This is a genomic window from Streptomyces sp. NPDC001536, assembly GCF_042894505.1.
Taxonomy (GTDB): Bacteria; Actinomycetota; Actinomycetes; order Streptomycetales; family Streptomycetaceae; genus Streptomyces.
Window position 1 is genome coordinate 102,183 of record NZ_JBIAVQ010000023.1, and the last position, 19,617, is coordinate 121,799.

Genomic DNA, 19,617 nt, shown 5'->3' on the forward strand with positions numbered 1-19,617 from the left:
CATCCCCGCAGGTCAGATCCGACCCCGCCCCGCACGCGTCCCAAACCGCCAGGCACCTTATGGCGACCACACCCACCCAGGCACCAGGCTGAGGCCACTCCTCACAGACGACCGACAGAGAGGCCCCTGCCGATGCCCGCGTCAGCGAACACGCACACCCGCGCACCCCGCCGCCTCCTGGCAGCGCTGACGGTCGTCCTGGCCACCCTCACCCTGACGGCATGCGAGGACGGCGAGGGCCTCCGAGACGAAGGCCCGTCGACATCGACGACTACCGAACCGCCGGCATCCGCGCAGCCTCAACAGCCCAGTAGGTGAGGATGTTCTGCGCCCCGGCCCGCTTGATCCCGGTCAGCGCCTCCAGAATCGCCCGCTCCCGATCGATCCAGCCCTTCTCGGCGGCGGCCTCGATCATCGAGTACTCACCGGAGATCTGGTAGGCGGCGACGGGCACGTCCACGGCATCGGCGACCCGGGCCAGCACATCGAGGTAGGGCCCGGCAGGCTTCACCATCACCATGTCGGCCCCCTCCTCCAGATCGAGGGCCAACTCCCGCAACGACTCCCGCACATTGGCGGGGTCCTGCTGGTAGGTCTTCCGATCCCCCTTCAACGAGGACCCGACGGCCTCCCGGAAGGGGCCATAAAAAGCAGAAGCGTACTTGGCGGTGTACGCGAGAATCGCGACATCCTCCCGCCCGATCTGATCAAGGGCATCGCGTACGACCCCGATCTGCCCGTCCATCATCCCGCTGGGCCCGACGACATGCGCCCCGGCATCGGCCTGCACCTGAGCCATCTCGGCATACCGCTCCAGGGTGGCGTCATTGTCGACCCGCCCCTGGTCGTCCAGCACCCCGCAGTGCCCGTGATCCGTGGTCTCATCCAGGCACAGATCAGACATCACGAGCAGCTCGTCACCGACCTCGGCCCGCACATCCCGCAGCGCGACCTGGAGGATCCCGTCCGGATCGGTCCCCGGCGTCCCCAGAGCGTCCTTCTTGGACTCCTCGGGCACCCCGAACAGCATGATCCCGGAGACCCCGGCCTCCACAGCCTCGACGGCCGCCTTCTTCAGACTGTCCCGGGTGTGCTGCACAACCCCCGGCATGGCCGCGATCGGCACGGGCTCACTCACACCCTCCCGCACAAAGGCGGGAAGGATGAAGTCAGCGGGATGCAACCGCGTCTCGGCGACCATCCGCCGCATGACGGGAGAGGTCCGCAGCCGCCGCGGCCGGCTGCCGGGAAAGGATCCGTACGTCGTCATACCCCTACGCTACGCCCGCCTCAGACCCCCCTTTGCCGACGAGCCGTCGGCCCGAAGCCCCGCACCCCAGTGGGAACGCACCCGCACTCGCGCAACGGCGAGCAGGGGACGTACCGGGGGGTGTCCGCCCGCAGCGTCGGGCGCCCGACCAAGTTCACCACCTGGAAGAACAGCCCCGCCCGACCGAGGACGGACACCCCCCGGTGCGGCCCCGACCCCCAACGACGAGAAGTGCGCAACGCGAACCCCCACGAGCCCGCACGGGCCGCCGCAGGCATAGCACCGCACCCCGCACATGCGCACCACTACCGACGGGTCCAAGCTGAAGAGACAACCCCTCCACCAACAGGAGGAGGCCCCCATGCCCACCCCCGACCTCTCCACCATCCAAGGCCCGGTCCTCCACGCCACGGACGAGGCCTACACCCCCGAAGTGACCGGCTTCAACCTGGCCGCTCCCCACACCCCCGACGTGGTCGTAGGCGCAACCAGCACCGAAGACATCATCACCGCACTCCGCTGGGCCTCAGCCACGAGCACCCCCATCGCCGTCCAGGCCACCGGCCACGGCGCGAACTACCCCATGGACACAGGCCTGCTGATCAACACGTCCCGCATGACGGACGTACACATAGATCCCGCAACCCGCACCGCCACGATCTCCGCCGGCGCGAAATGGCGCGACGTCATCAACGCCGCCGCCCCCCACGGCCTCGCCGCCCTCAACGGCTCCTCCACAGACGTCGGCGCCGTCGGCTACACCCTCGGCGGCGGCCTCCCCATCCTCGGCCGAGCCTTCGGCTACGCCTCCGACCTGGTCCGCTCCTTCAAGGTCGTCACCCCGGACGGCACCCTCCACGAAACGACCGCGACCAAGGAACCCGACCTCTTCTGGGCCCTGCGCGGCGGCAAGGGAAACATCGGCATCGTCACGGAGATGGTCACCGAACTCCCCGCCCTGTCCCGCATCCTCGGCGGCGGCATCTACTGCACGGGCGAGGACGCCGAACCCCTCCTGCGCGCCTGGGCGCAGTGGACCCCCACGGTCCCCGACGAGATGTGCACCGGCTTCACACTGCTGCGCCTGCCCCCGCTCCCGGAGATCCCAGAACCCCTGCGCGGCCGCTTCTGGTCCCGGGTGGCGGTGGCCTGGACCGGCGCGGAGGACGAGGGCCAGAACCTCCTGACCCCGCTCCGCGACGCGGCCCCCGTCGTCTTCGACACGGTGACGGAGATGGACTACACGGCGGTCGACATGATCTACCAGGACCCCGTGGACCCCCTCCCGGCAAGAGAGTCCTGCGGCTGCCTGGGCGAACTGACCCCCGACGCCGTGACAGCGCTCCTCGACGAGGCGGGCCCGAGCGCACAGGACTACGCCCTGCTCCTGGTGGAACTCCGCCACATGGGCGGCGCCCTCTCCCGCCCCGCTGCAACGGAGGACGCGGTCTGCGCGCGAAACGCCGCCTACCTCCTGGAGGCGGTGGGCGTCCTGGCCGGCCCGGAGGCAGCCGAGGCCGTGCAAACGGCCACGACCGCGCTGTACGAAGCGATGACCCCGTACGCCACCGGCTGCACGATGCCCAATCTCCACGGCCGCCCCGGCGACGCGCAGGACCGCGCCCGCGCCTGGACCCCGGAGATCTACGACCGTCTGCGCCGCACGAAGGAGACGTACGACCCCCAGAACCTGCTCCGCTACGGCCACACGGTGACGGCGGCCTGACAAGAACGCCAGACCGCCGCACCCACAAACATCCGCACCCGCACCCGCAGGATCAGGTCGTGGTGCTACGCCTCCGCCGCGCCCCAGGCCGACGCTCGCTCGGCCGAGTCACCGGATCCCCGGCCTCCACCGCGGCCGCCCGCCGCTTCAGCCCGAAGTCGGCCAGCGCCTCCGCGAGCTTGTGCACGGACGGCTCGGGAGCCATCACATCCACCCGCAGCCCATGCTCCTCGGCGGTCTTCGCGGTGGCGGGACCGATACACGCGATGACGGTCACGTTGTGCGGCTTCCCGGCGATACCCACCAGGTTCCGCACGGTGGAGGACGAGGTGAAGAGAACGGCGTCGAAGCCACCCCCCTTGATCGCCTCACGGGTGTCGGCCGGCGGCGGCGAAGCGCGCACGGTCCGATAGGCGGTGACGTCGTCGACCTCCCACCCGAGCTCGATGAGCCCCGCGACCAGCGTCTCGGTGGCGATGTCGGCGCGCGGCAGGAAGACCCGGTCGATCGGATCGAATACGGGGTCGTAAGGCGGCCAGTCCTCAAGCAGCCCGGCAGCGGACTGCTCACCACTGGGCACCAGATCCGGCTTCACACCGAAGGCGACGAGCGCCTTGGCGGTCTGCTCGCCCACCGCGGCGACCTTGATGCCCGCGAAGGCGCGCGCGTCGAGCCCGTACTCCTCGAACTTCTCCCGCACCGCCTTGACGGCGTTGACCGAGGTGAAGGCGATCCACTCGTACCGCCCCGTCACGAGCCCCTTGACCGCCCGCTCCATCTGCTGAGGCGTCCGCGGCGGCTCGACGGCGATCGTCGGCACCTCGTGCGGCACGGCCCCGTAGGACCGCAGCTGGTCGGAGAGCGAGGCCGCCTGCTCCTTCGTACGCGGCACGAGCACCCGCCACCCGAAGAGCGGCTTCGACTCGAACCACGACAACTGCTCACGCTGAGCAGCGGCGGAGCGCTCACCGACCACGGCTATCACCGGCCGCCCGCCGTCCGGCGAGGGCAGCACCTTGGTCTGCTTGAACAGCTGGGCGATGGTCCCCAGCGTCGCCGTCCACGTCCGCTGACGAGTGGTCGTACCAGCGACCGTGACCGTCAGAGGGGTGTCCGGCTTGCGCCCGGCGGCGACGAGCTCACCGGCGGCGGCCGCCACGGAGTCCAGGGTCGTCGAGACGACCACGGTCCCGTCGGACGCCCCGACCTCGGTCCAGCACCGGTCGGAAGCGGTCCGCGCATCCACGAACCGCACATCGGCGCCCTGCGCGTCCCGCAGCGGAACACCCGCGTACGCGGGCACACCGACCGCGGCGGCGACACCGGGAACGACCTCGAAAGGCACCCCGGCGGCGGCGCACGCCAGCATCTCCTCGGCGGCGTACGCGTCGAGCCCGGGGTCCCCGGACACCGCACGTACGACCCGCCTGCCGCCCCGCGCGGCCTCCATGACAAGATGTGCGGCATCCCGCACGGCGGGGGTGGCAGCGGTTGTTGACGAACCGTCAACAACCGTTAGTTGGGGCGCGCCTGTGCCCGGATGCGGATCCGACGAGGGATCCGAGTCCGTGTCCACGACGGCGACGCCTGAGCGAGCGTGGACGCGCACGACGTCGAGCACTTCATGCTCGGCGACGAGAACGTCCGCGTTCCCCAGCGCCTCCACGGCGCGCAGAGTAAGTAGTCCCGGATCCCCGGGTCCGGCACCCAGGAAGGTGACGTGCCCGTGTTCAGGTCCGGCGGCAGGAAGGGTGGTGGGGCTCACTGTGCTCGCTCCCCCATCAGACCGGCCGCGCCCTGGGCAAGCATCTCGGCAGCGAGTTCACGGCCGAGCGCCATTGCTTGGTCGTACGTCTCGGGCACGGGACCGGTGGTGGACATCTGCACGATCCGCGAGCCGTCGGTGGTACCGACGACGCCGCGCAGGCGCATTTCCTTGACAATCTGCCCGTCGGCCAGCAGGTCGGCCAGCGCGCCCACAGGGGCGCTGCAACCGGCCTCCAGGGCGGCGAGCAGTGACCGCTCGGCAGTCACGGCGGCCCGCGTGAACGGGTCGTCGAGCTCGCCGAGCGCGGCGATCAGGTCCGCGTTGTCCGCGGCGCATTCGATCGCGAGTGCTCCCTGGCCGGGAGCGGGCAAAACCGTGTCGACTGAAAGAAAGTCAGTCACTTCGTCGATGCGCCCGATGCGGTTCAGCCCGGCCGCGGCCAGCACCACCGCATCCAGCTCACCGTCGTGCACATACCGGATCCGGGTGTCGACGTTCCCGCGGATCGCGACGGTCTCGATGTCCAGCCCATGGGCGCGTGCGTACGCGTTGAGCTGGGCCATCCGCCGCGGCGAGCCGGTACCGATGCGCGCCCCGCGGGGCAGGTCGGTGAACTTCAGCGCGTCCCGGGCGACGATGACGTCACGCGGGTCCTCGCGCAGCGGGATCGCGACGAGCGCGAGCTCGTCGGGCTGCCCGGTGGGCAGGTCCTTCAGCGAGTGCACCGCGAAGTCGACCTCCCCCTTGAGCAGGGCCTCCCGCAGCGCGGTCACGAACACGCCCGTGCCGCCGATCTGCGCGAGCTGCTCCCGCGACACATCGCCGTACGTGGTGATCTCGACGAGCTCCACGGGCCGTCCGGTCACCTGGCTCACGGCGTCCGCCACCTGCCCGGACTGGGCCATGGCGAGTCTGCTCCGCCTGGTCCCGAGCCTCAGTGCCTTCTCAGTCATGCCGGCCCTCGGTTCTTGCTGTTCTTCTCGGTGCTGTCCTCGGCGCGGGACACGGCGTCGACCGTCTCCTGGTCGAGGTCGAACAGGGTCCGCAGCGCGTCCGCGTACCCGGCACCGCCGGGCTCGGCCGCGAGTTGCTTGACCCGTACGGTCGGCGCGTGCAGCAGCTTGTCGACCACACGCTTCACGGTCTGGGTGATCTCGCTGCGGTGCTTGTCGTCGAGCCCCGGCAGCCGCCCCTCAAGGCGGGCGATCTCCCCGGCGACGACATCGGCGGCCATGGTCCGCAGCGCGACCACGGTCGGCGTGATGTGCGCGGCCCGAAGCGCGGCCCCGAACGCCGCGACCTCGTCGGCGACGATCCGCCGCACCTGGTCCACGTCGGCCGCCATCGGAGCGTCGGCGGAAGCGTCGGCGAGCGACTCGATGTCGACGAGGCGCACTCCGGGAATCCGGTGCACGGCGGCGTCGATGTCACGCGGCATGGCGAGATCGAGCAGAAACAGCCCGGGCGCCGGCTGCGGAGCGACCGGCTCGGGCCTACGCCGCTCAGGAATCCGCCCGGCAGCGGCGGCAGCGGCGGCGAGCGCGGCGATGGCGTCGGCTTCGTCGGCCGCGCCGGGGATACGGACCATGCCGTTGTCGACCCAGGCGGCATGCTGCTCGAGCTCGGTGGCGGCCATCCCGGCGACGGCGGCTTCCCCGAGCACGGAGAACCCGGCGGTGGCCTGGACGGCGTTCAGATCGAGCGGACAGTTCTCGTCATCGACCGCTCCGCTCAGGCTGCGGGCGGTCGTGCCGCCCGGGGCGGCTCCCGACCCGAAGCGGGACGGCACCTCGCCGACACCGGCGGGCGGACCCACCACCGGGCCCGCGGCAACGGCCTCGGCGACCTCGGATGCCGTCAGCACCAGCCCGGTCGCCCCGGTACACGACACGACAACATCGGCACGTGTCAGCTCGCCCGGCACCGCGTCCATCGGTACCGCGCGGGCCACCACGTCCAGGTCATCGGCGTCGTTCAGGATCTCCGCGAGCCGCTCGGCCCGGTCCGACGTCCGGTTGGCGATCACGATCTCGCCGACCCCGACCCGCGCGAGCGTCGCCGCGGCGAGCGAGGACATGGACCCGGCACCGATAACGAGGGCCTTCTTGCCGGAGGCCCACGCGTCGACCGCCGTACCGGAAGCCAGCTGCTCCAGCCCGAAGGTCACCAGCGACTGCCCGGCCCGGTCGATCCCGGTCTCGGAGTGCGCGCGCTTGCCGACCCTCAGCGCCTGCTGGAACAGATCGTTCAGCAGCCGCCCGGCGGTGTGCAGATCCTGCGCCTTGGCGAGCGAGTCCTTTATCTGCCCGAGGATCTGCCCCTCCCCGACGACCATGGAGTCGAGCCCACAGGCCACGGAGAACAGGTGATGGACGGCCCGGTCCTCGTAGTGCACGTACAGATAGGGCGTGAGCTCGTCGAGCCCCACCCCGCTGTGCTGGGCGAGCAGCGTGGACAGCTCGGCGACACCGGCGTGGAACTTGTCGACGTCGGCGTACAGCTCGATCCGGTTGCACGTGGCCAGCACCGCGGCCTCGGCGGCCGGCTCCGCGGCGACCGTGTCCTGCAACAGCTTGACCTGGGCGTCAGCACTCAGCGCCGCCCGCTCCAGGACGCTGACCGGAGCGCTGCGGTGGCTCAACCCCACGACGAGGAGACTCATGCCGGCATCACGGCGGGTACGTCCCCGTCGGGCCCTTTGTCGGCGGTGTCCCCACGACCGGCGGCGCCGGCACCGGCGCCGTCGGCACCGGCGGCGGCCTCCTCACCGGCCTTGCGCTGCTCGTGGAAGGCGAGGATCTGGAGTTCGATGGAGAGATCCACCTTGCGCACGTCGACGCCGTCCGGGACGGTCAGCACGGTCGGCGCGAAGTTCAGGATGGAGGTGACCCCGGCGGCCACGAGCCGGTCGCAGACCGGCTGGGCGGCACCGGCGGGAGTGGCGATCACACCGATCGATACGCCGTTGTCCTCGATGATCTTCTCCAGATCATCGGAGTGCTGCACCGGGATCCCGGCGACGGGCTTACCGGCCATGCCCGGATCGGCGTCGATGAGGGCGGCGACCCGGAAGCCGCGGGAGGCGAAGCCGCCGTAGTTGGCGAGAGCGGCGCCGAGGTTACCGATACCGACGATCACAACCGGCCAGTCCTGGGTCAGGCCCAGTTCGCGGGAGATCTGGTAGACGAGATACTCGACGTCGTAGCCCACACCACGGGTCCCGTAGGACCCGAGGTAAGAGAAGTCCTTGCGCAGTTTCGCGGAGTTGACCCCCGCCGCGGCCGCGAGCTCCTCGGAGGAGACCGTGGGTACCGAGCGCTCCGACAGTGCGGTCAGCGCGCGGAGGTACAGCGGAAGCCGGGCGACGGTGGCCTCGGGAATCCCTCGGCTACGGGTCGCCGGTCGGTGAGTTCGGCCAGTTGCCACGGTGCTCCTGCGGGTAGAGCGGGGCTGCAGGCGGTCACACGTACCTAGACCGCCCCGTCGAAAGCAGGCTATGTCTTTGTGAACGCGTGCACAAAGATGGTGTCCGATTTGCCCGGCCAACGTGACCGGGGTCACGCGCGTCTCTCTCGGGGGCAAAACCGCACACTCTCCTCAACAATCCCGCCCCCCAGGACCAAGTCGCCATCGATCCTAAGCGACCGGTCGAGGGAGTTGGACTACTCGGTCAGTGCCGTCCTCAAGCGTTTCTCGTCCACGCGCCAGAAGGTGTGCTGGTCTCCGTCGACCAGGACGACGGGGATCTGTTCCCAGTACTGGTCGTGGAGTTGGGCGTCCTGGGAGATGTCCTTCTGTTCCCAGGGGACCCCCAGATCCCCGCACACCCGCTCGATGACGATCTGTGCGTCATCACACAGATGACACCCCGGCTTACGGATGAGGGTGACGAGCCGGTCCTCGGGGGCCTTGGCCGGCTTACGACGGAAGATGGGACTCATGTAGGCCATTCTCGCGCGGCCTGCGCGGGGCCGGGATCGCCTTGTTTAACGGCCCGGTCGCGGAGAGTTCACACCCTTCGAACCTCTCGGCTCCGGAAGCTCCGAACAAACTGGCTATGCTCACGCCATGGCCGCTCTCGGATGGCTCACTCCCCGTAGGCGCTCCGCCACGGCGCGGAGCGTGTTGGCAGGCGAGGCTTCGGCGGAGGCCGCTCGCAAGTCGTCACAGGAGGTCGAGGAGACCTCCGCCCCAGGTGAGGAACCGGAGTTCCCGGTACTCGGCGACGACAAGGCAGCCGCCTTCTTCGACCTCGACAACACCGTCATGCAGGGTGCGTCGCTGTTCCACTTCGGCCGGGGCCTGTACAAGCGGAAGTTCTTCGAGACCCGCGACCTCGCCCGGTTCGCCTGGCAGCAGGCATGGTTCCGGCTGGCCGGCATCGAGGACCCCGAACACATGCAGGAGGCCCGCGACTCGGCCCTGTCGATCGTGCAGGGCCACCGCGTCTCCGAGCTGATGTCCATCGGCGAGGAGATCTACGACGAGTACATGGCCGAACGCATCTGGCCCGGCACCCGAGCCCTCGCCCAGGCCCACCTCGACGCGGGCCAGAAGGTGTGGCTCGTCACGGCGGCCCCGGTCGAGATCGCCGGAGTGATCGCCCGCCGCCTGGGCCTGACCGGCGCCCTGGGCACGGTCGCGGAGTCGGTGGACGGCGTCTACACGGGCAAACTGGTCGGCGAACCCCTGCACGGCCCCGCGAAGGCGGAGGCGGTCCGAGCCCTGGCATCGGCGGAGGGTCTCGACCTGTCCCGCTGCGCCGCCTACAGCGACAGCCACAACGACATCCCCATGCTCTCCCTGGTCGGCCACCCCTACGCGATCAACCCGGACACCAAGCTCCGCAGGCACGCGAGGAACCTGGACTGGCGCCTCAGGGACTACCGCACGGGCCGCAAGGCGGCAAAGGTGGGGATTCCGGCAGCAGCAGGCGTAGGCGCGGTAGCAGGAGGAACTGCAGCCGCGATCGCTCTGCATCGCCGCCGCCGCTAACCCACCTAAGGGGCGCGGGGAACTGCGCGACCAGCCACAACGAACTCGCGCCCGAAAAACCAGAAGTACCCCCCACCCTCCTCATCCAGTCCTCTTGTCGGCACACGGCCACAACACGCCCCGACCCTGACCGGAATCCGATCTCATCTGATCAACAACCGGTCACTCTCCGGCACTTGATAGGACGCCAATCGGTTACAGAAGCGACGTAATCGATGATTTGAGCAACTGGGTGTAGCAGTGCCTGCACGAAGCGTTATTCTCCTCAGACGCAAACCGGTACCCCTCCGTCGCTACGACGGGTGAACGGTCCCGCACTGCACGTGATGGAAGCTCTGCCTCTGGGAGTCCCGTGTACCCACACGTCGGGGTTGACGCCTCGGGCCTGGCTACGCTGCGCGCAACGGTCCAAGACCTGTTGCGCGGCTTCGTCCCCACCGCGTACGCCGTCCCCGCCCTCGCCGTAGCCACGGCGCCGATCGGCCCGTGCTACGCACTCGCCGACGGCTCCGCGGCCGTCGGCAGACGAGGGCGTTCGACCGGCACCACCACCGCGCGCCGCCCGGCCGCGGACAGCGACAGCGCCCGCATGATGGATCTCGTCGAGCGCGCCCAGGCCGGCGAGGCCGACGCCTTCGGACGCCTCTACGACCAGTACAGCGACACCGTGTACCGGTACATCTACTACCGGGTGGGCGGGAAGGCGACCGCCGAGGACCTCACCAGCGAGACGTTCCTGCGCGCGCTGCGCAGGATCGGCACCTTCACCTGGCAGGGCCGTGACTTCGGCGCCTGGCTGGTGACCATCGCCCGCAACCTCGTCGCCGACCACTTCAAGTCGAGCCGCTTCCGTCTCGAGGTGACGACCGGCGAGATGCTCGACGCCAACGAGGTCGAGCGATCCCCGGAGGACTCCGTCCTGGAGTCCCTCTCCAACGCCGCCCTCCTCGACGCCGTGCGCCGCCTCAACCCACAGCAGCAGGAGTGTGTGACGCTCCGCTTCCTCCAGGGCCTGTCGGTCGCGGAGACCGCCCGCGTGATGGGCAAGAACGAGGGCGCCATCAAGACCCTTCAGTACCGCGCCGTGCGCACCCTCGCCCGGCTTCTCCCGGACGACGCGCGCTGAGGCGGCCCACCGGCTCCGCACGCTCCGCGACCGCCAACTCACCATCGGTGAAAGTTCGTTGACTTCGCGGTCCGATCATCCGCAGTCCGTAACCCAAGTGCCGCGCCGCTCGTTGTGCAGGATGCAGGCTCCCTGTGGTCACTCCCTGGCCGACTTCGCTCACTCGATCGTGTGGAAGTCGTCAGGGCGTGCAACCCTCAGGACCCCCTGGGGAGTCGACCGTCATGACGAGAGGAGGTGCCGCCAGTGATCGCGAACGTATCGGCACACCGGCGGGCGAACGCCTTCGCCCAGGCCCTGGAGGAGTCCGACCAGGGTCCGGCGGCCGAGCACTCCGAAGGACCGGACCCGGCCCCGGCAGCCGCGGAACGGACCGAGCAGGGCCGCATGTTGGCCCTCACGGAGTGTCTCGGTGAGCTGCCCAGGCCGGAGCTGGACCCCGAGGTCAAGGTCGTCCAGCGGGCCCAGCTGGTGGCCGCGTTCGAGGCCATGCTCCAGGAAGGCACCGTCGGAGGCGAGGCAGCGGATCCCTCGGTGCCCGAACAGCGTTCCCATCGGGCGCGGGGCACACACCGGGCATCCCCGCTGGGCAAACTGCGACCGCGTTCCCGACTGACCAAGGGCCTCGCGGCCGGCGGACTCAGTGTCGGGGTCGCCGCGGGTGCCTTCGGCGGAGTCGCCGCCGCCAGCTCGGACGCCCTCCCGGGCGACTCGCTGTACGGCCTGAAGCGCGGGATCGAGGACTTCAAGCTCAACTACATGTCCGACGGGGACGACGAGCGCGGCCAGGCCTATCTCAACCAGGCCTCCACGCGTCTCAACGAGGCCCGTCGGCTGATGGACCGCGACCGCGGCGGCCACCTCGACCACGAGTCCGTGGGCGAGATCCGCCGCGCCCTGTCCGGCATGCAGCACGACGCCTCCGAGGGCCACCGGCTGCTCCATGAGGCGTATGAGCGCGACCCGGGCTCCCTGGGCCCCATCCAGGCCCTCGACGCCTTCTCACGCTCGCACCGCGAGGTCTGGGGCGCGCTCCGCGACCGGCTGCCGGTCCAGCTCGGCGATGTCAGTCAGCAGGTGTCGTCGGTGTTCGACGCCATAGACGAAGAGGTCGCCCCGCTCCAGTCCCTGCTGCCCCAGCCTCCGGCCCAGGGCGGCGGCCAGGACCAGCGGCAGGGCGGTTCCGGCTCGGCGTCCACCGGCACGTCCGGCTCCGGCCGCACGGCCGCGCCCAGCACCGGCAACGGCACGTCGGACAACAGCGGCTCGACCGGCACCAAGAGCCCCAGCAACTCCTCCACGTCCGAAGGCGAGAGCGACGGCCTCCTCGGCGGCAACACCGGCGGCCTGCTCGACCCCACCCAGGACAGCACCAGCACGGCCTCCCCGTCCACGAGCATCCCGTCCCAACCGGACGTCACGCTCCCGCCCCTCCTCCCGGGCCTCCTGCCCGGCCTGGGCATCGACGGCGAGGACGCGGGCTAGTTCTTCCAGTACGACGATGGGGGCGCCCTTCTCCGGAAGGGCGCCCCCATCGTCGTACCGCTGAAAGCGCTAGAAGAACACCGACCGCCGCTGCACCAGCAACTTGTAGAGCGTGTGCTGGATCTGCTCCCTGACCTGGTCCGTGAGGTTGAACATCAGCATCGGATCCTCGGCGGCCTCCGGCGGATAGCCGTCCGTGCGGATCGGCTCGCCGAACTGGATCGTCCACTTGGTCGGGAGCGGGATGGCGCCCAGCGGGCCCAGCCAAGGGAAGGTCGGCGTGATCGGGAAGTACGGGAAGCCGAGGAGACGCGCCAGGGTCTTGGCGTTGCCGATCATCGGATAGATCTCCTCCGCGCCGACGATCGAGCACGGAATGATCGGCGCCCCGTTGCGCAGCGCCGTGGAGACGAAGCCGCCGCGGCCGAAGCGCTGGAGCTTGTACCGCTCGCTGAAGGGCTTGCCGATGCCCTTGAAGCCCTCCGGCATCACCCCGACCAACTCACCCTGGCCGAGCAGCCGCTGGGCGTCCTCCGCACAGGCCAGCGTGTGGCCGAGCTTGCGGGCGAGCTCGTTGACCACCGGCAGCATGAAGACCAGGTCCGCGGCGAGCAGCCTGAGATGCCGTCCCGCGGGATGGTTGTCGTGGACGCCGACCTGCATCATCAGACCGTCCAGCGGGAGCGTCCCGGAGTGGTTGGCGACGATCAGCGCGCCACCCTCCGCCGGGATGTTCTCGATGCCCTTCACCTCGACCCGGAAGTACTTCTCGTACACCGGCCGCAGCAGCGACATCAGGACCTGGTCGGTCAGCTCCTCGTCGTAACCGAAGTCATCGACGTCGTAGTCACCGGTGAGCCGCCGCCGCAGGAAGGACAGCCCGCCCGCGATCCGCCGCTCGATACCGCCGTCGTCCTGCGCCTTCTGCGGCGGCTGTTCCTCACGCGTCACAGGGACATCATCCTGCGCCGGCGCCCTGCTGGGCAGGGGCTGGACCTCACGGACCACCGCGGGCTCGGCCCCCTTGCGCCTGCTCCCCGCGCTCCGGCGCCGCGACGGCCGCTGTACGGCAGCCCCACGGGACCGGTCGTCGTCGAACGGAATGACCTTGGCGTCCGCCATCGTTGATGCGCTCCTCAGTTGGCGCTCTGCGTCGGGGGGTGGCCGCCGCCCAGGACGGGCAGCGCGGCGATCCGGTCCACGGCCCCCGCGAGGGCCTCCGGCGGCACCAGTCCGGGTCCGCGACCGCGCGCGAAGTCCGCGAACGTCTCCGCCGTCGTGTACTTCGGCTGGAATCCGAGCGTCTCGCGCATCTGGTCCGTCGCCACGACCCGGCCATGTGTGAGCAGCCGGATCTGCTCGGGCGAGAAGTCCGTCACCCCGAGCGTACGCACCAGCGAGCCCGCCCAGGTGACCGCCGGCAGCAACAGCGGCACGGTCGGCCGCCCCAGCCTGCGCGAGCACTGCGACAGCAGCAGCACCCCGTCACCGGCGATGTTGAACGTCCCGCTGTTGAGCGTGCCCCGCTCCGGCTCGTGCGAGGCGATCCGCAGCACCTCGATGACATCGTCCTCGTGCACGAACTGCAACCGGGGGTCGTACCCGAGCACGGTGGGCAGCACGGGCAGCGAGAAGTACGAGGCGAGAGGCGTATCGGCACTGGGCCCCAGGATGTTGGCGAACCGCAGCACACACACGGCCACATCGGGCCGCCGCCGCGCGAACCCCCGCACATACCCCTCGACCTCGACGGTGTCCTTGGCGAAGCCGCCGCTGGGCAGCGACTTGGGAGGAGTCGTCTCGGTGAAGACGGCCGGATCGCGAGGCGCGGACCCGTACACATTGGTACTGGACTTCACGACCAGCCGTTTGACGGTCGGCGACTTCTGGCAGGCACCGAGCAGCTGCATGGTGCCGATGACGTTGGTCTCCTTGACCGTGGTCCGGCTGCCACTGCCCAGCGCCATGGCCGTCACATCCAGGTGTACGACCGTGTCGGCGCCCGTCTCCGCGAGCACCCGCGCGATGGTGGGCTGCCGGATGTCGGCCTGGATGAAATCGGCGCCGCCCAGATGGTGCTCCGGCGGCACGGCGTCGACGGCGATCACCCGGTCCACCCGCGGGTCACGCTGGATCCGTCGTACGAACCGGCCCCCCAGCTGACGGGCCACCCCGGTCACGAGCACGACCTTGCCCAAGATTCAGCGCCTCTCTTCAAGCACTCGTCCCCTGCGTACCCTGCCGTGTTCCCCGTCTGCGGCCAACCTAGCGGGTCGATGTTGCGCTGTGATGACCGCCGAATGCACGAAGTGACGACTTGCACAGACGTACGACGAGACCAAGCCAGCCGGTGTCAGACGTACGCACAGAGCTTCGCATCCGATTCCGGGTATGCGTGTGGCCCCCCACCGGGTGTGGTGGGGGGCCACAAATCACGCTGCTTGCGCGGCGTCGCCTTACTTCTTGTTACGACGCTGAACGCGCGTGCGCTTGAGCAGCTTGCGGTGCTTCTTCTTAGCCATCCGCTTGCGCCGCTTCTTGATAACAGAGCCCACGACTACCCTCGCTCACTTCTCATCACTCGGCGTTTGGGCGCCATGGGCCCATACGACCTACGAGGGGCTAGCCTACCCGCCCGAGCGCTGAGCTCGTAATCGAGGGGGAAAGGGGGATCCCTGCTGTGCCCTGAGGATCCCCCCGCCCCACAGCCGTCAGGCGGTTTCCACCCCCACATAGCTCTCGCGAAGGTACTCGTGAACCGCTTGCTCGGGGACGCGGAAGGACCGCCCCACCCGGATAGCGGGCAGATGACCGCTGTGCACCAACCGGTACACGGTCATCTTCGACACTCGCATCACCGAGGCGACTTCCGCCACGGTAAGGAACTGAACCTCGTTCAGAGGCCTCTCGCCAGCTGCAGCCATGACACACCTGAACCTTCCGCACTCGACGGCCACCGGCTTCCCCTTCCGGTGACTCTTCGTCGTTGCGTGCTCACTCCCCAATGTAGGGGCGGGTGATGCGAGTGGGGAAGAGGTGCACCCATCGGCGGCCTACTGTGACAGACACGCTCGATTGAGTACGTAGCGGGTAAGCGGCCGGTAGTAATCAGACCGCACAGCGTCATCAAGTGGAACGACGACGGACACGACCCCCTCGGCCTCCCCCACGAAGAGCGCGGGGTCATCGGTATCGGCCAGCCCAATGGCCTCAAACCCCAGCTGACCTGCCCCGCAGACCCACCCGTGATCCCCGATGACCAGCTCGGGAAGCACCCCGCCCTCGTCCGCGGCGGCCGCCAGAGCAGCCCGAACCGGGAGGGGCGAGTGCGTGTGTGCGCCGGTCGCACGACCGGAGCTCGGCACCCCCGGTTCTCGCACGAACGCGACTCCTCGTACGTAGTCAAGGTTGTACGTGCGTAGACCGAACCGGGTCGTTATGTCGACACAGCGACCATGCGCAGGGGTGAGGACGGTACATCCCGCCGCCGACAGCGCGTCCGCCAAGGCGGCGTAGAACCCGAGCAGTCGGTGCGGATGCCCGGTGCCGAGGAGCACGGTGCCGCCACGCTGGGCAACTGCCCCGATCCGCTCGGCGAAGGCATCCAGAGCGACCAGAGTCCGCTCAGGATCGATCACATCATGGCCTTGGGTATGCCTCGGCTCGCCAGAAACCCCACATTTATCGGCCATCAATCCGATCAAATCCCGCTGCCCCCAAGTCCACTCGGGATCGATCCCGATCAGCACACGTGGATCACGAGCAGCGAAAAGCCGATAACTCCGCAGGCTCTCCTCCCGGGAGGTAGCCACGGGCCCAGCCAGACGAGCAGCCAACAGATGAGCGCGAAGCGCGCCGGTGCTCAACACGGGAGTGATGGTGACGGACGGAAGCAGGACACGGGAGGCGAACGAAGAAACACCGCACAGTTGGCGTAACGGGCCCTCCGCCCTACGCCGACAAGCCCTACGCCGACAAGCCCTCCGCTTTACCCCAGCGAGCCCTCCGCCTTACGCCAGCAGCCCCCGGAGCGGAAACACCGCTCGCCGAGCGGCCAGCACCGCCTGGTCCAACCGGTCCGCCGGGTCGTACCCGTCCTCCCAGTCGGCCCAACTCACCGGCCACCGCCCATCGGTCATCCGCATGGGCGCCAACTGCCGGGTCCGCGCGAACACTTCCTGCCGCCAGCCCTCGGGGATCACACTCTCCGGCTCCACGGCCCGCCCCGCGGCGATCCCCACCAGATGCGTCCAGGACCGCGGCACCACATCGACCACCGCGTACCCGCCCCCGCCCAGCGCCACCCACCGCCCCTCGGCGTACTCGTGCGCCAGGTCGTGACACGCCACCTGCACAGCCCGCTGCGCGTCCAGCGAAACAGCGAGATGGGCCAGCGGATCCTCGAAATGCGTATCGGCGCCATGCTGGGTCACCAGCACCTGCGGCCGGAAATCGGCGATCAACTCCGGTACGACCGCGTGGAACGCCCGCAGCCACCCCGCGTCCCCGGTCCCCGCCGGTAGCGCCACATTCACCGCGCTCCCCTCCGCCGAGTCCGCCCCCGTCTCCTCCGGCCACCCGGTCTGCGGAAACAGAGTCCGGGGATGCTCGTGCAAGGAGATCGTCAGAACCCGCGGATCCTCCCAGAACGACGCCTGCACCCCGTCCCCGTGATGCACGTCGACATCGATATAGGCGACCCGCTCGGCCCCCAGCTCCAACAGCCGCGCGATCGCCAGCGACGCGTCGTTGTAGATACAGAACCCCGACGCACCCCCCGGCATCGCATGATGCAGCCCACCCGCGAAGTTCACCGCGTGCAGAGCGTCCCCACGCCACACCGCCTCGGCGGCCCCCACCGACTGCCCGGCGATCAGTGCGGACACCTCGTGCATCCCCGCGAAGGCCGGATCATCCATGGTCCCCAGCCCATACGACCCGTCCGCCGCCCCGGGCTCCACCGACGCCGCCTTCACGGCCTCGATGTAGTCCTCCCGGTGCACCAGCCTGAGCGTCGAATCCCCAGCAGGCTTCGCCGATACGACGTCCACCTCCCGGTCCAGCCCGAAGGCACTCACCAGTCCCCGGGTCAGAGCCAGCCGGACCGGATCCATCGGATGGTCCGGACCGAAGTCATAGCCCGTTACTGCCTCGTCCCACATCAGCTGTGCGCGGCCGCTCATGCCCGCCACCGTATCGGTCCGGTTGAGCGTCGAACGACCGGGCGTACACAAGCGTCACCAGCACCAACACCATCGGCACAAGCATCGCCCCGCGATAACTCCACGCATCACCCAACGCCCCCACCAAGGGCGAACCGATCAAAAACCCGACATAGTTGAAGACATTGAGCCGAGCCACAGCAGCGTCCGAAGCCCCGGGGAACAACCGCCCGGCAGCCGCGAAGGTCTGCGGCACCAGCACACACAACCCCAGCCCCAGCAACGTGAATCCCAGCATCCCCACCCAGGCCCCGGGCGCCGAAGCCACCACCGCGAACCCGAGCGCGGCCACCACGGCGCCCGCCCGCACCACCACCACGGCCCCGAACCGCCGCACCCCGAAGTCCCCGAGGCCGCGCCCGATCAAAGTGGTGACCATGTAGACGTTGTACGGCACGGTCGCCATCTGCTCGCTGCTGCCCAGCACGTCCTGCAGATACTTCGCGCTCCAGTTGGAGACGGTCGAGTCCCCGATGTACGCGAAGGTCATCACCAGACACAGCGGCAACAGCAGCTTGAAGGCGAGGGCCCCACCCTCACCGCCGGCCTTGTCCTCCACCGGCTCGGCGCCCCCGTCGACGTACCAGCGACTCCCGACGAGCGCGGCCGGCAGCAGCACCACCACGACCGGCAGATACGACACGAACAACGCGAGATCCCAGTGCGCCCCCGCCCACGCCAGCGAGGCCCCGACGATCCCACCCAGACTGAACACCGCGTGGAAGCTGAGCATGATGCTCCGCCCGTACGCCCGCTGGAGACTCACCCCGAGCATGTTCATGGACGCGTCCAGCACACCCACCGCGAGCCCGAACGCGGCCAGCGCGACCCCCAGCTCGACCGTCGACCCACCCGCCCCGACCCCGAGCAGCGCCAGCAGTACGACGGGCTGGGCCCACCGCAGCAGCCGGCTGGGCGGTATCCGCTTCACCAGCTTCTCGGTCGACACACTCCCCACCCCGGCGAGGATGGGCACAGCGGCCAGAAAGGCCGGCAGCAACGCGTCGGAGACCCCGTACCGGTCCTGAATGGCCGGGATCCGGGTCACCAGCAGGGCGAAGGCCACGCCCTGGGCGAAGAAGCTGAACGCCAACGAGGCCCTGCCGCGCCGCAGCACATCTGTCATGGCGGCGAGCGTAGGGCCCCGGACTACCCGTGGGTAGATCCAGCCAAAGATGAATTTCGCTCAGCTTTGTTAAGGAGGCCTCACAACGCCTCAGACGGCGACCACCCGGCTCACCACCGCCACCCGAACCCCGACCCCGGATCAGACCAGCAGACCCACCAACTCACCCATGTCGGAGAAGAGTTGAGTGGCATCAGCGAGCTTGTCGGCGGGCGTCATCGCGGTGAACCCGTACACATCCATCCCGGCCGCGACAGCCGCCTGCACCCCCAACGGACTGTCCTCGACCACCACACACCGCTCCGGCGCGACCCCCATCCGCTCGGCGGCATACAGAAACAGATCCGGCGCCGGCTTCCCACGCCCCACATCCTGCGAACTGAAGACCCGCGCCTCCTCGAACCACCGGTCAAGCCCGGTCGTCCGATGCCCCACCCGAATCCGCTCATGACTCCCGGACGAGGCCACGCAGTACGCCACCCCCTCCGCAGCCAGTTTCTCCAACACCCCCACAGCACCGACCACCGGCTTCAGCTCCCGCTCGAACGCGGCGAACACCCGCCCATGAAAGACATCATCGAAGTCCTCGGGCAACCGCTCCCCGGTCCGCTCCTCGATCAGGTCGTGGATCCGGTGCATCGCGGACCCCATGTAGTCACGGATGGAGTCCTCGTACGACGTCGGATGCCCAAGCTCGGTGAGGTAGCCGGCCAGCAGCCGGTTGGAGATCGGCTCACTGTCGACCAGGACGCCGTCGTTGTCGAAGATAACCAGGTCATAGCGCATGCCATTTACCCTAAACGCAAAAAGGCCCACGCCTGATGGCGTGGGCCTTTTCTAAAAATTGTTCGGCGGTGTCCTACTCTCCCACAGGGTCCCCCCTGCAGTACCATCGGCGC

18 protein-coding genes are annotated in these 19,617 nt (G+C 69.2%); 4 read left to right on the plus strand and 14 right to left on the minus strand.

The features are described 5' to 3' along the window. Window positions 1-271: 271 nt before the first annotated feature. Entirely contained in the window at window positions 272-1,270 is a 999-nt protein-coding gene (hemB, locus tag ACFY0U_RS41940) for a porphobilinogen synthase (protein ID WP_388645279.1), read from the minus strand. A 361-nt stretch (window positions 1,271-1,631) separates the two neighbouring features. Here hemB and ACFY0U_RS41945 point away from each other — a divergent pair, with 361 nt between their 5' ends. Beyond that, entirely contained in the window at window positions 1,632-2,996 is a 1,365-nt protein-coding gene (locus ACFY0U_RS41945) for an FAD-binding oxidoreductase (RefSeq protein WP_388645281.1), read from the plus strand. A gap of 52 nt (window positions 2,997-3,048) precedes the next feature. On the opposite strand, the gene ACFY0U_RS41950 is transcribed toward ACFY0U_RS41945, so the two are convergent. From ACFY0U_RS41950 to ACFY0U_RS41970, 5 genes are all read right to left on the minus strand, one after another. Then, window positions 3,049-4,761 (minus strand): uroporphyrinogen-III synthase, encoded by a 1,713-nt coding sequence (locus tag ACFY0U_RS41950; protein WP_388645283.1) that lies wholly within the window; start codon window positions 4,759-4,761, stop codon window positions 3,049-3,051. Beyond that, window positions 4,758-5,717 (minus strand): hydroxymethylbilane synthase, encoded by a 960-nt coding sequence (hemC, locus tag ACFY0U_RS41955; protein ID WP_388645285.1) that lies wholly within the window; start codon window positions 5,715-5,717, stop codon window positions 4,758-4,760. The genes ACFY0U_RS41950 and hemC overlap by 4 nt, the downstream gene beginning before the upstream one ends. Next, on the minus strand, window positions 5,714-7,426 hold the full coding sequence (locus ACFY0U_RS41960; RefSeq protein WP_388645286.1) for a glutamyl-tRNA reductase: 1,713 nt from the start codon (window positions 7,424-7,426) through the stop codon (window positions 5,714-5,716). Before ACFY0U_RS41960 ends, hemC begins: the two co-directional genes overlap by 4 nt. Beyond that, window positions 7,423-8,190: a redox-sensing transcriptional repressor Rex gene (locus tag ACFY0U_RS41965; protein ID WP_388645288.1), complete on the minus strand. Its 768-nt coding sequence runs from the start codon at window positions 8,188-8,190 to the stop codon at window positions 7,423-7,425. The genes ACFY0U_RS41960 and ACFY0U_RS41965 overlap by 4 nt, the downstream gene beginning before the upstream one ends. A 236-nt stretch (window positions 8,191-8,426) precedes the next feature. Then, window positions 8,427-8,714 carry a glutaredoxin family protein gene (locus ACFY0U_RS41970; protein WP_388645290.1) on the minus strand — a complete coding sequence of 96 codons (288 nt, stop codon included), beginning with the start codon at window positions 8,712-8,714 and terminating at the stop codon, window positions 8,427-8,429. 118 nt (window positions 8,715-8,832) lie between these two features. Between ACFY0U_RS41970 and ACFY0U_RS41975 the strand changes: the two genes are divergently transcribed. From ACFY0U_RS41975 to ACFY0U_RS41985, 3 genes are all read left to right on the plus strand, one after another. Then, window positions 8,833-9,759 carry an HAD family hydrolase gene (locus tag ACFY0U_RS41975; protein ID WP_388645292.1) on the plus strand — a complete coding sequence of 309 codons (927 nt, stop codon included), beginning with the start codon at window positions 8,833-8,835 and terminating at the stop codon, window positions 9,757-9,759. Between the two features lie 352 nt (window positions 9,760-10,111). Then, window positions 10,112-10,885: an ECF subfamily RNA polymerase sigma factor, BldN family gene (locus ACFY0U_RS41980; protein ID WP_046262116.1), complete on the plus strand. Its 774-nt coding sequence runs from the start codon at window positions 10,112-10,114 to the stop codon at window positions 10,883-10,885. Between the two features lie 246 nt (window positions 10,886-11,131). Further along, complete coding sequence (locus ACFY0U_RS41985; protein ID WP_388645294.1) at window positions 11,132-12,370, plus strand: DUF5667 domain-containing protein; 1,239 nt, start codon at window positions 11,132-11,134, stop codon at window positions 12,368-12,370. Window positions 12,371-12,439: 69 nt separating this feature from the next. Here the strand turns inward: ACFY0U_RS41985 and ACFY0U_RS41990 are convergent, their stop codons facing one another. The 8 genes from ACFY0U_RS41990 to ACFY0U_RS42025 all read right to left on the minus strand — a co-directional run bounded on the left by ACFY0U_RS41990 (window position 12,440) and on the right by ACFY0U_RS42025 (window position 19,504). Next, window positions 12,440-13,492: a lysophospholipid acyltransferase family protein gene (locus ACFY0U_RS41990; RefSeq protein WP_388645295.1), complete on the minus strand. Its 1,053-nt coding sequence runs from the start codon at window positions 13,490-13,492 to the stop codon at window positions 12,440-12,442. Window positions 13,493-13,506: 14 nt separating this feature from the next. Next, window positions 13,507-14,568, minus strand: a complete 1,062-nt coding sequence (locus ACFY0U_RS41995) for an NAD-dependent epimerase/dehydratase family protein (protein WP_388645297.1) — start codon at window positions 14,566-14,568, stop codon at window positions 13,507-13,509. A gap of 258 nt (window positions 14,569-14,826) precedes the next feature. Then, the gene (locus ACFY0U_RS42000; protein ID WP_003948845.1) at window positions 14,827-14,925 is read right to left on the minus strand and encodes a 30S ribosomal protein bS22; all 99 of its coding nucleotides are present in this window, start codon (window positions 14,923-14,925) and stop codon (window positions 14,827-14,829) included. Between the two features lie 156 nt (window positions 14,926-15,081). Then, on the minus strand, window positions 15,082-15,294 hold the full coding sequence (locus ACFY0U_RS42005) for a helix-turn-helix domain-containing protein (protein ID WP_004984898.1): 213 nt from the start codon (window positions 15,292-15,294) through the stop codon (window positions 15,082-15,084). Window positions 15,295-15,423: 129 nt separating this feature from the next. Then, entirely contained in the window at window positions 15,424-16,239 is an 816-nt protein-coding gene (locus tag ACFY0U_RS42010) for a phosphatase (RefSeq protein ID WP_388645299.1), read from the minus strand. 141 nt (window positions 16,240-16,380) lie between these two features. Further along, window positions 16,381-17,553, minus strand: a complete 1,173-nt coding sequence (locus ACFY0U_RS42015) for an acetoin utilization protein AcuC (protein ID WP_388645301.1) — start codon at window positions 17,551-17,553, stop codon at window positions 16,381-16,383. Further along, window positions 17,504-18,718 carry an MFS transporter gene (locus ACFY0U_RS42020; protein WP_388645303.1) on the minus strand — a complete coding sequence of 405 codons (1,215 nt, stop codon included), beginning with the start codon at window positions 18,716-18,718 and terminating at the stop codon, window positions 17,504-17,506. The genes ACFY0U_RS42015 and ACFY0U_RS42020 overlap by 50 nt, the downstream gene beginning before the upstream one ends. Before the next feature lie 141 nt (window positions 18,719-18,859). Next, window positions 18,860-19,504, minus strand: coding sequence for an HAD family hydrolase (locus ACFY0U_RS42025; protein WP_388645305.1), 645 nt, complete (start codon window positions 19,502-19,504; stop codon window positions 18,860-18,862). Window positions 19,505-19,617 lie beyond the last annotated feature (113 nt).

Excerpts from the sequence above, each read along its gene's own strand:
- hemB (WP_388645279.1), bottom strand. The coding sequence starts at position 1,270 with ATGACGACGTACGGATCCTTTCCCGGCAGCCGGCCGCGGCGGCTGCGG.
- ACFY0U_RS41945 (WP_388645281.1), top strand. The coding sequence starts at position 1,632 with ATGCCCACCCCCGACCTCTCCACCATCCAAGGCCCGGTCCTCCACGCC.
- hemC (WP_388645285.1), bottom strand. The coding sequence starts at position 5,717 with ATGACTGAGAAGGCACTGAGGCTCGGGACCAGGCGGAGCAGACTCGCC.
- ACFY0U_RS41960 (WP_388645286.1), bottom strand. The coding sequence starts at position 7,426 with ATGAGTCTCCTCGTCGTGGGGTTGAGCCACCGCAGCGCTCCGGTCAGC.
- ACFY0U_RS41970 (WP_388645290.1), bottom strand. The coding sequence starts at position 8,714 with ATGGCCTACATGAGTCCCATCTTCCGTCGTAAGCCGGCCAAGGCCCCC.
- ACFY0U_RS41975 (WP_388645292.1), top strand. The coding sequence starts at position 8,833 with ATGGCCGCTCTCGGATGGCTCACTCCCCGTAGGCGCTCCGCCACGGCG.
- ACFY0U_RS41990 (WP_388645295.1), bottom strand. The coding sequence starts at position 13,492 with ATGGCGGACGCCAAGGTCATTCCGTTCGACGACGACCGGTCCCGTGGG.
- ACFY0U_RS42005 (WP_004984898.1), bottom strand. The coding sequence starts at position 15,294 with ATGGCTGCAGCTGGCGAGAGGCCTCTGAACGAGGTTCAGTTCCTTACC.
- ACFY0U_RS42015 (WP_388645301.1), bottom strand. The coding sequence starts at position 17,553 with ATGAGCGGCCGCGCACAGCTGATGTGGGACGAGGCAGTAACGGGCTAT.
- ACFY0U_RS42020 (WP_388645303.1), bottom strand. The coding sequence starts at position 18,718 with ATGACAGATGTGCTGCGGCGCGGCAGGGCCTCGTTGGCGTTCAGCTTC.
- ACFY0U_RS42025 (WP_388645305.1), bottom strand. The coding sequence starts at position 19,504 with ATGCGCTATGACCTGGTTATCTTCGACAACGACGGCGTCCTGGTCGAC.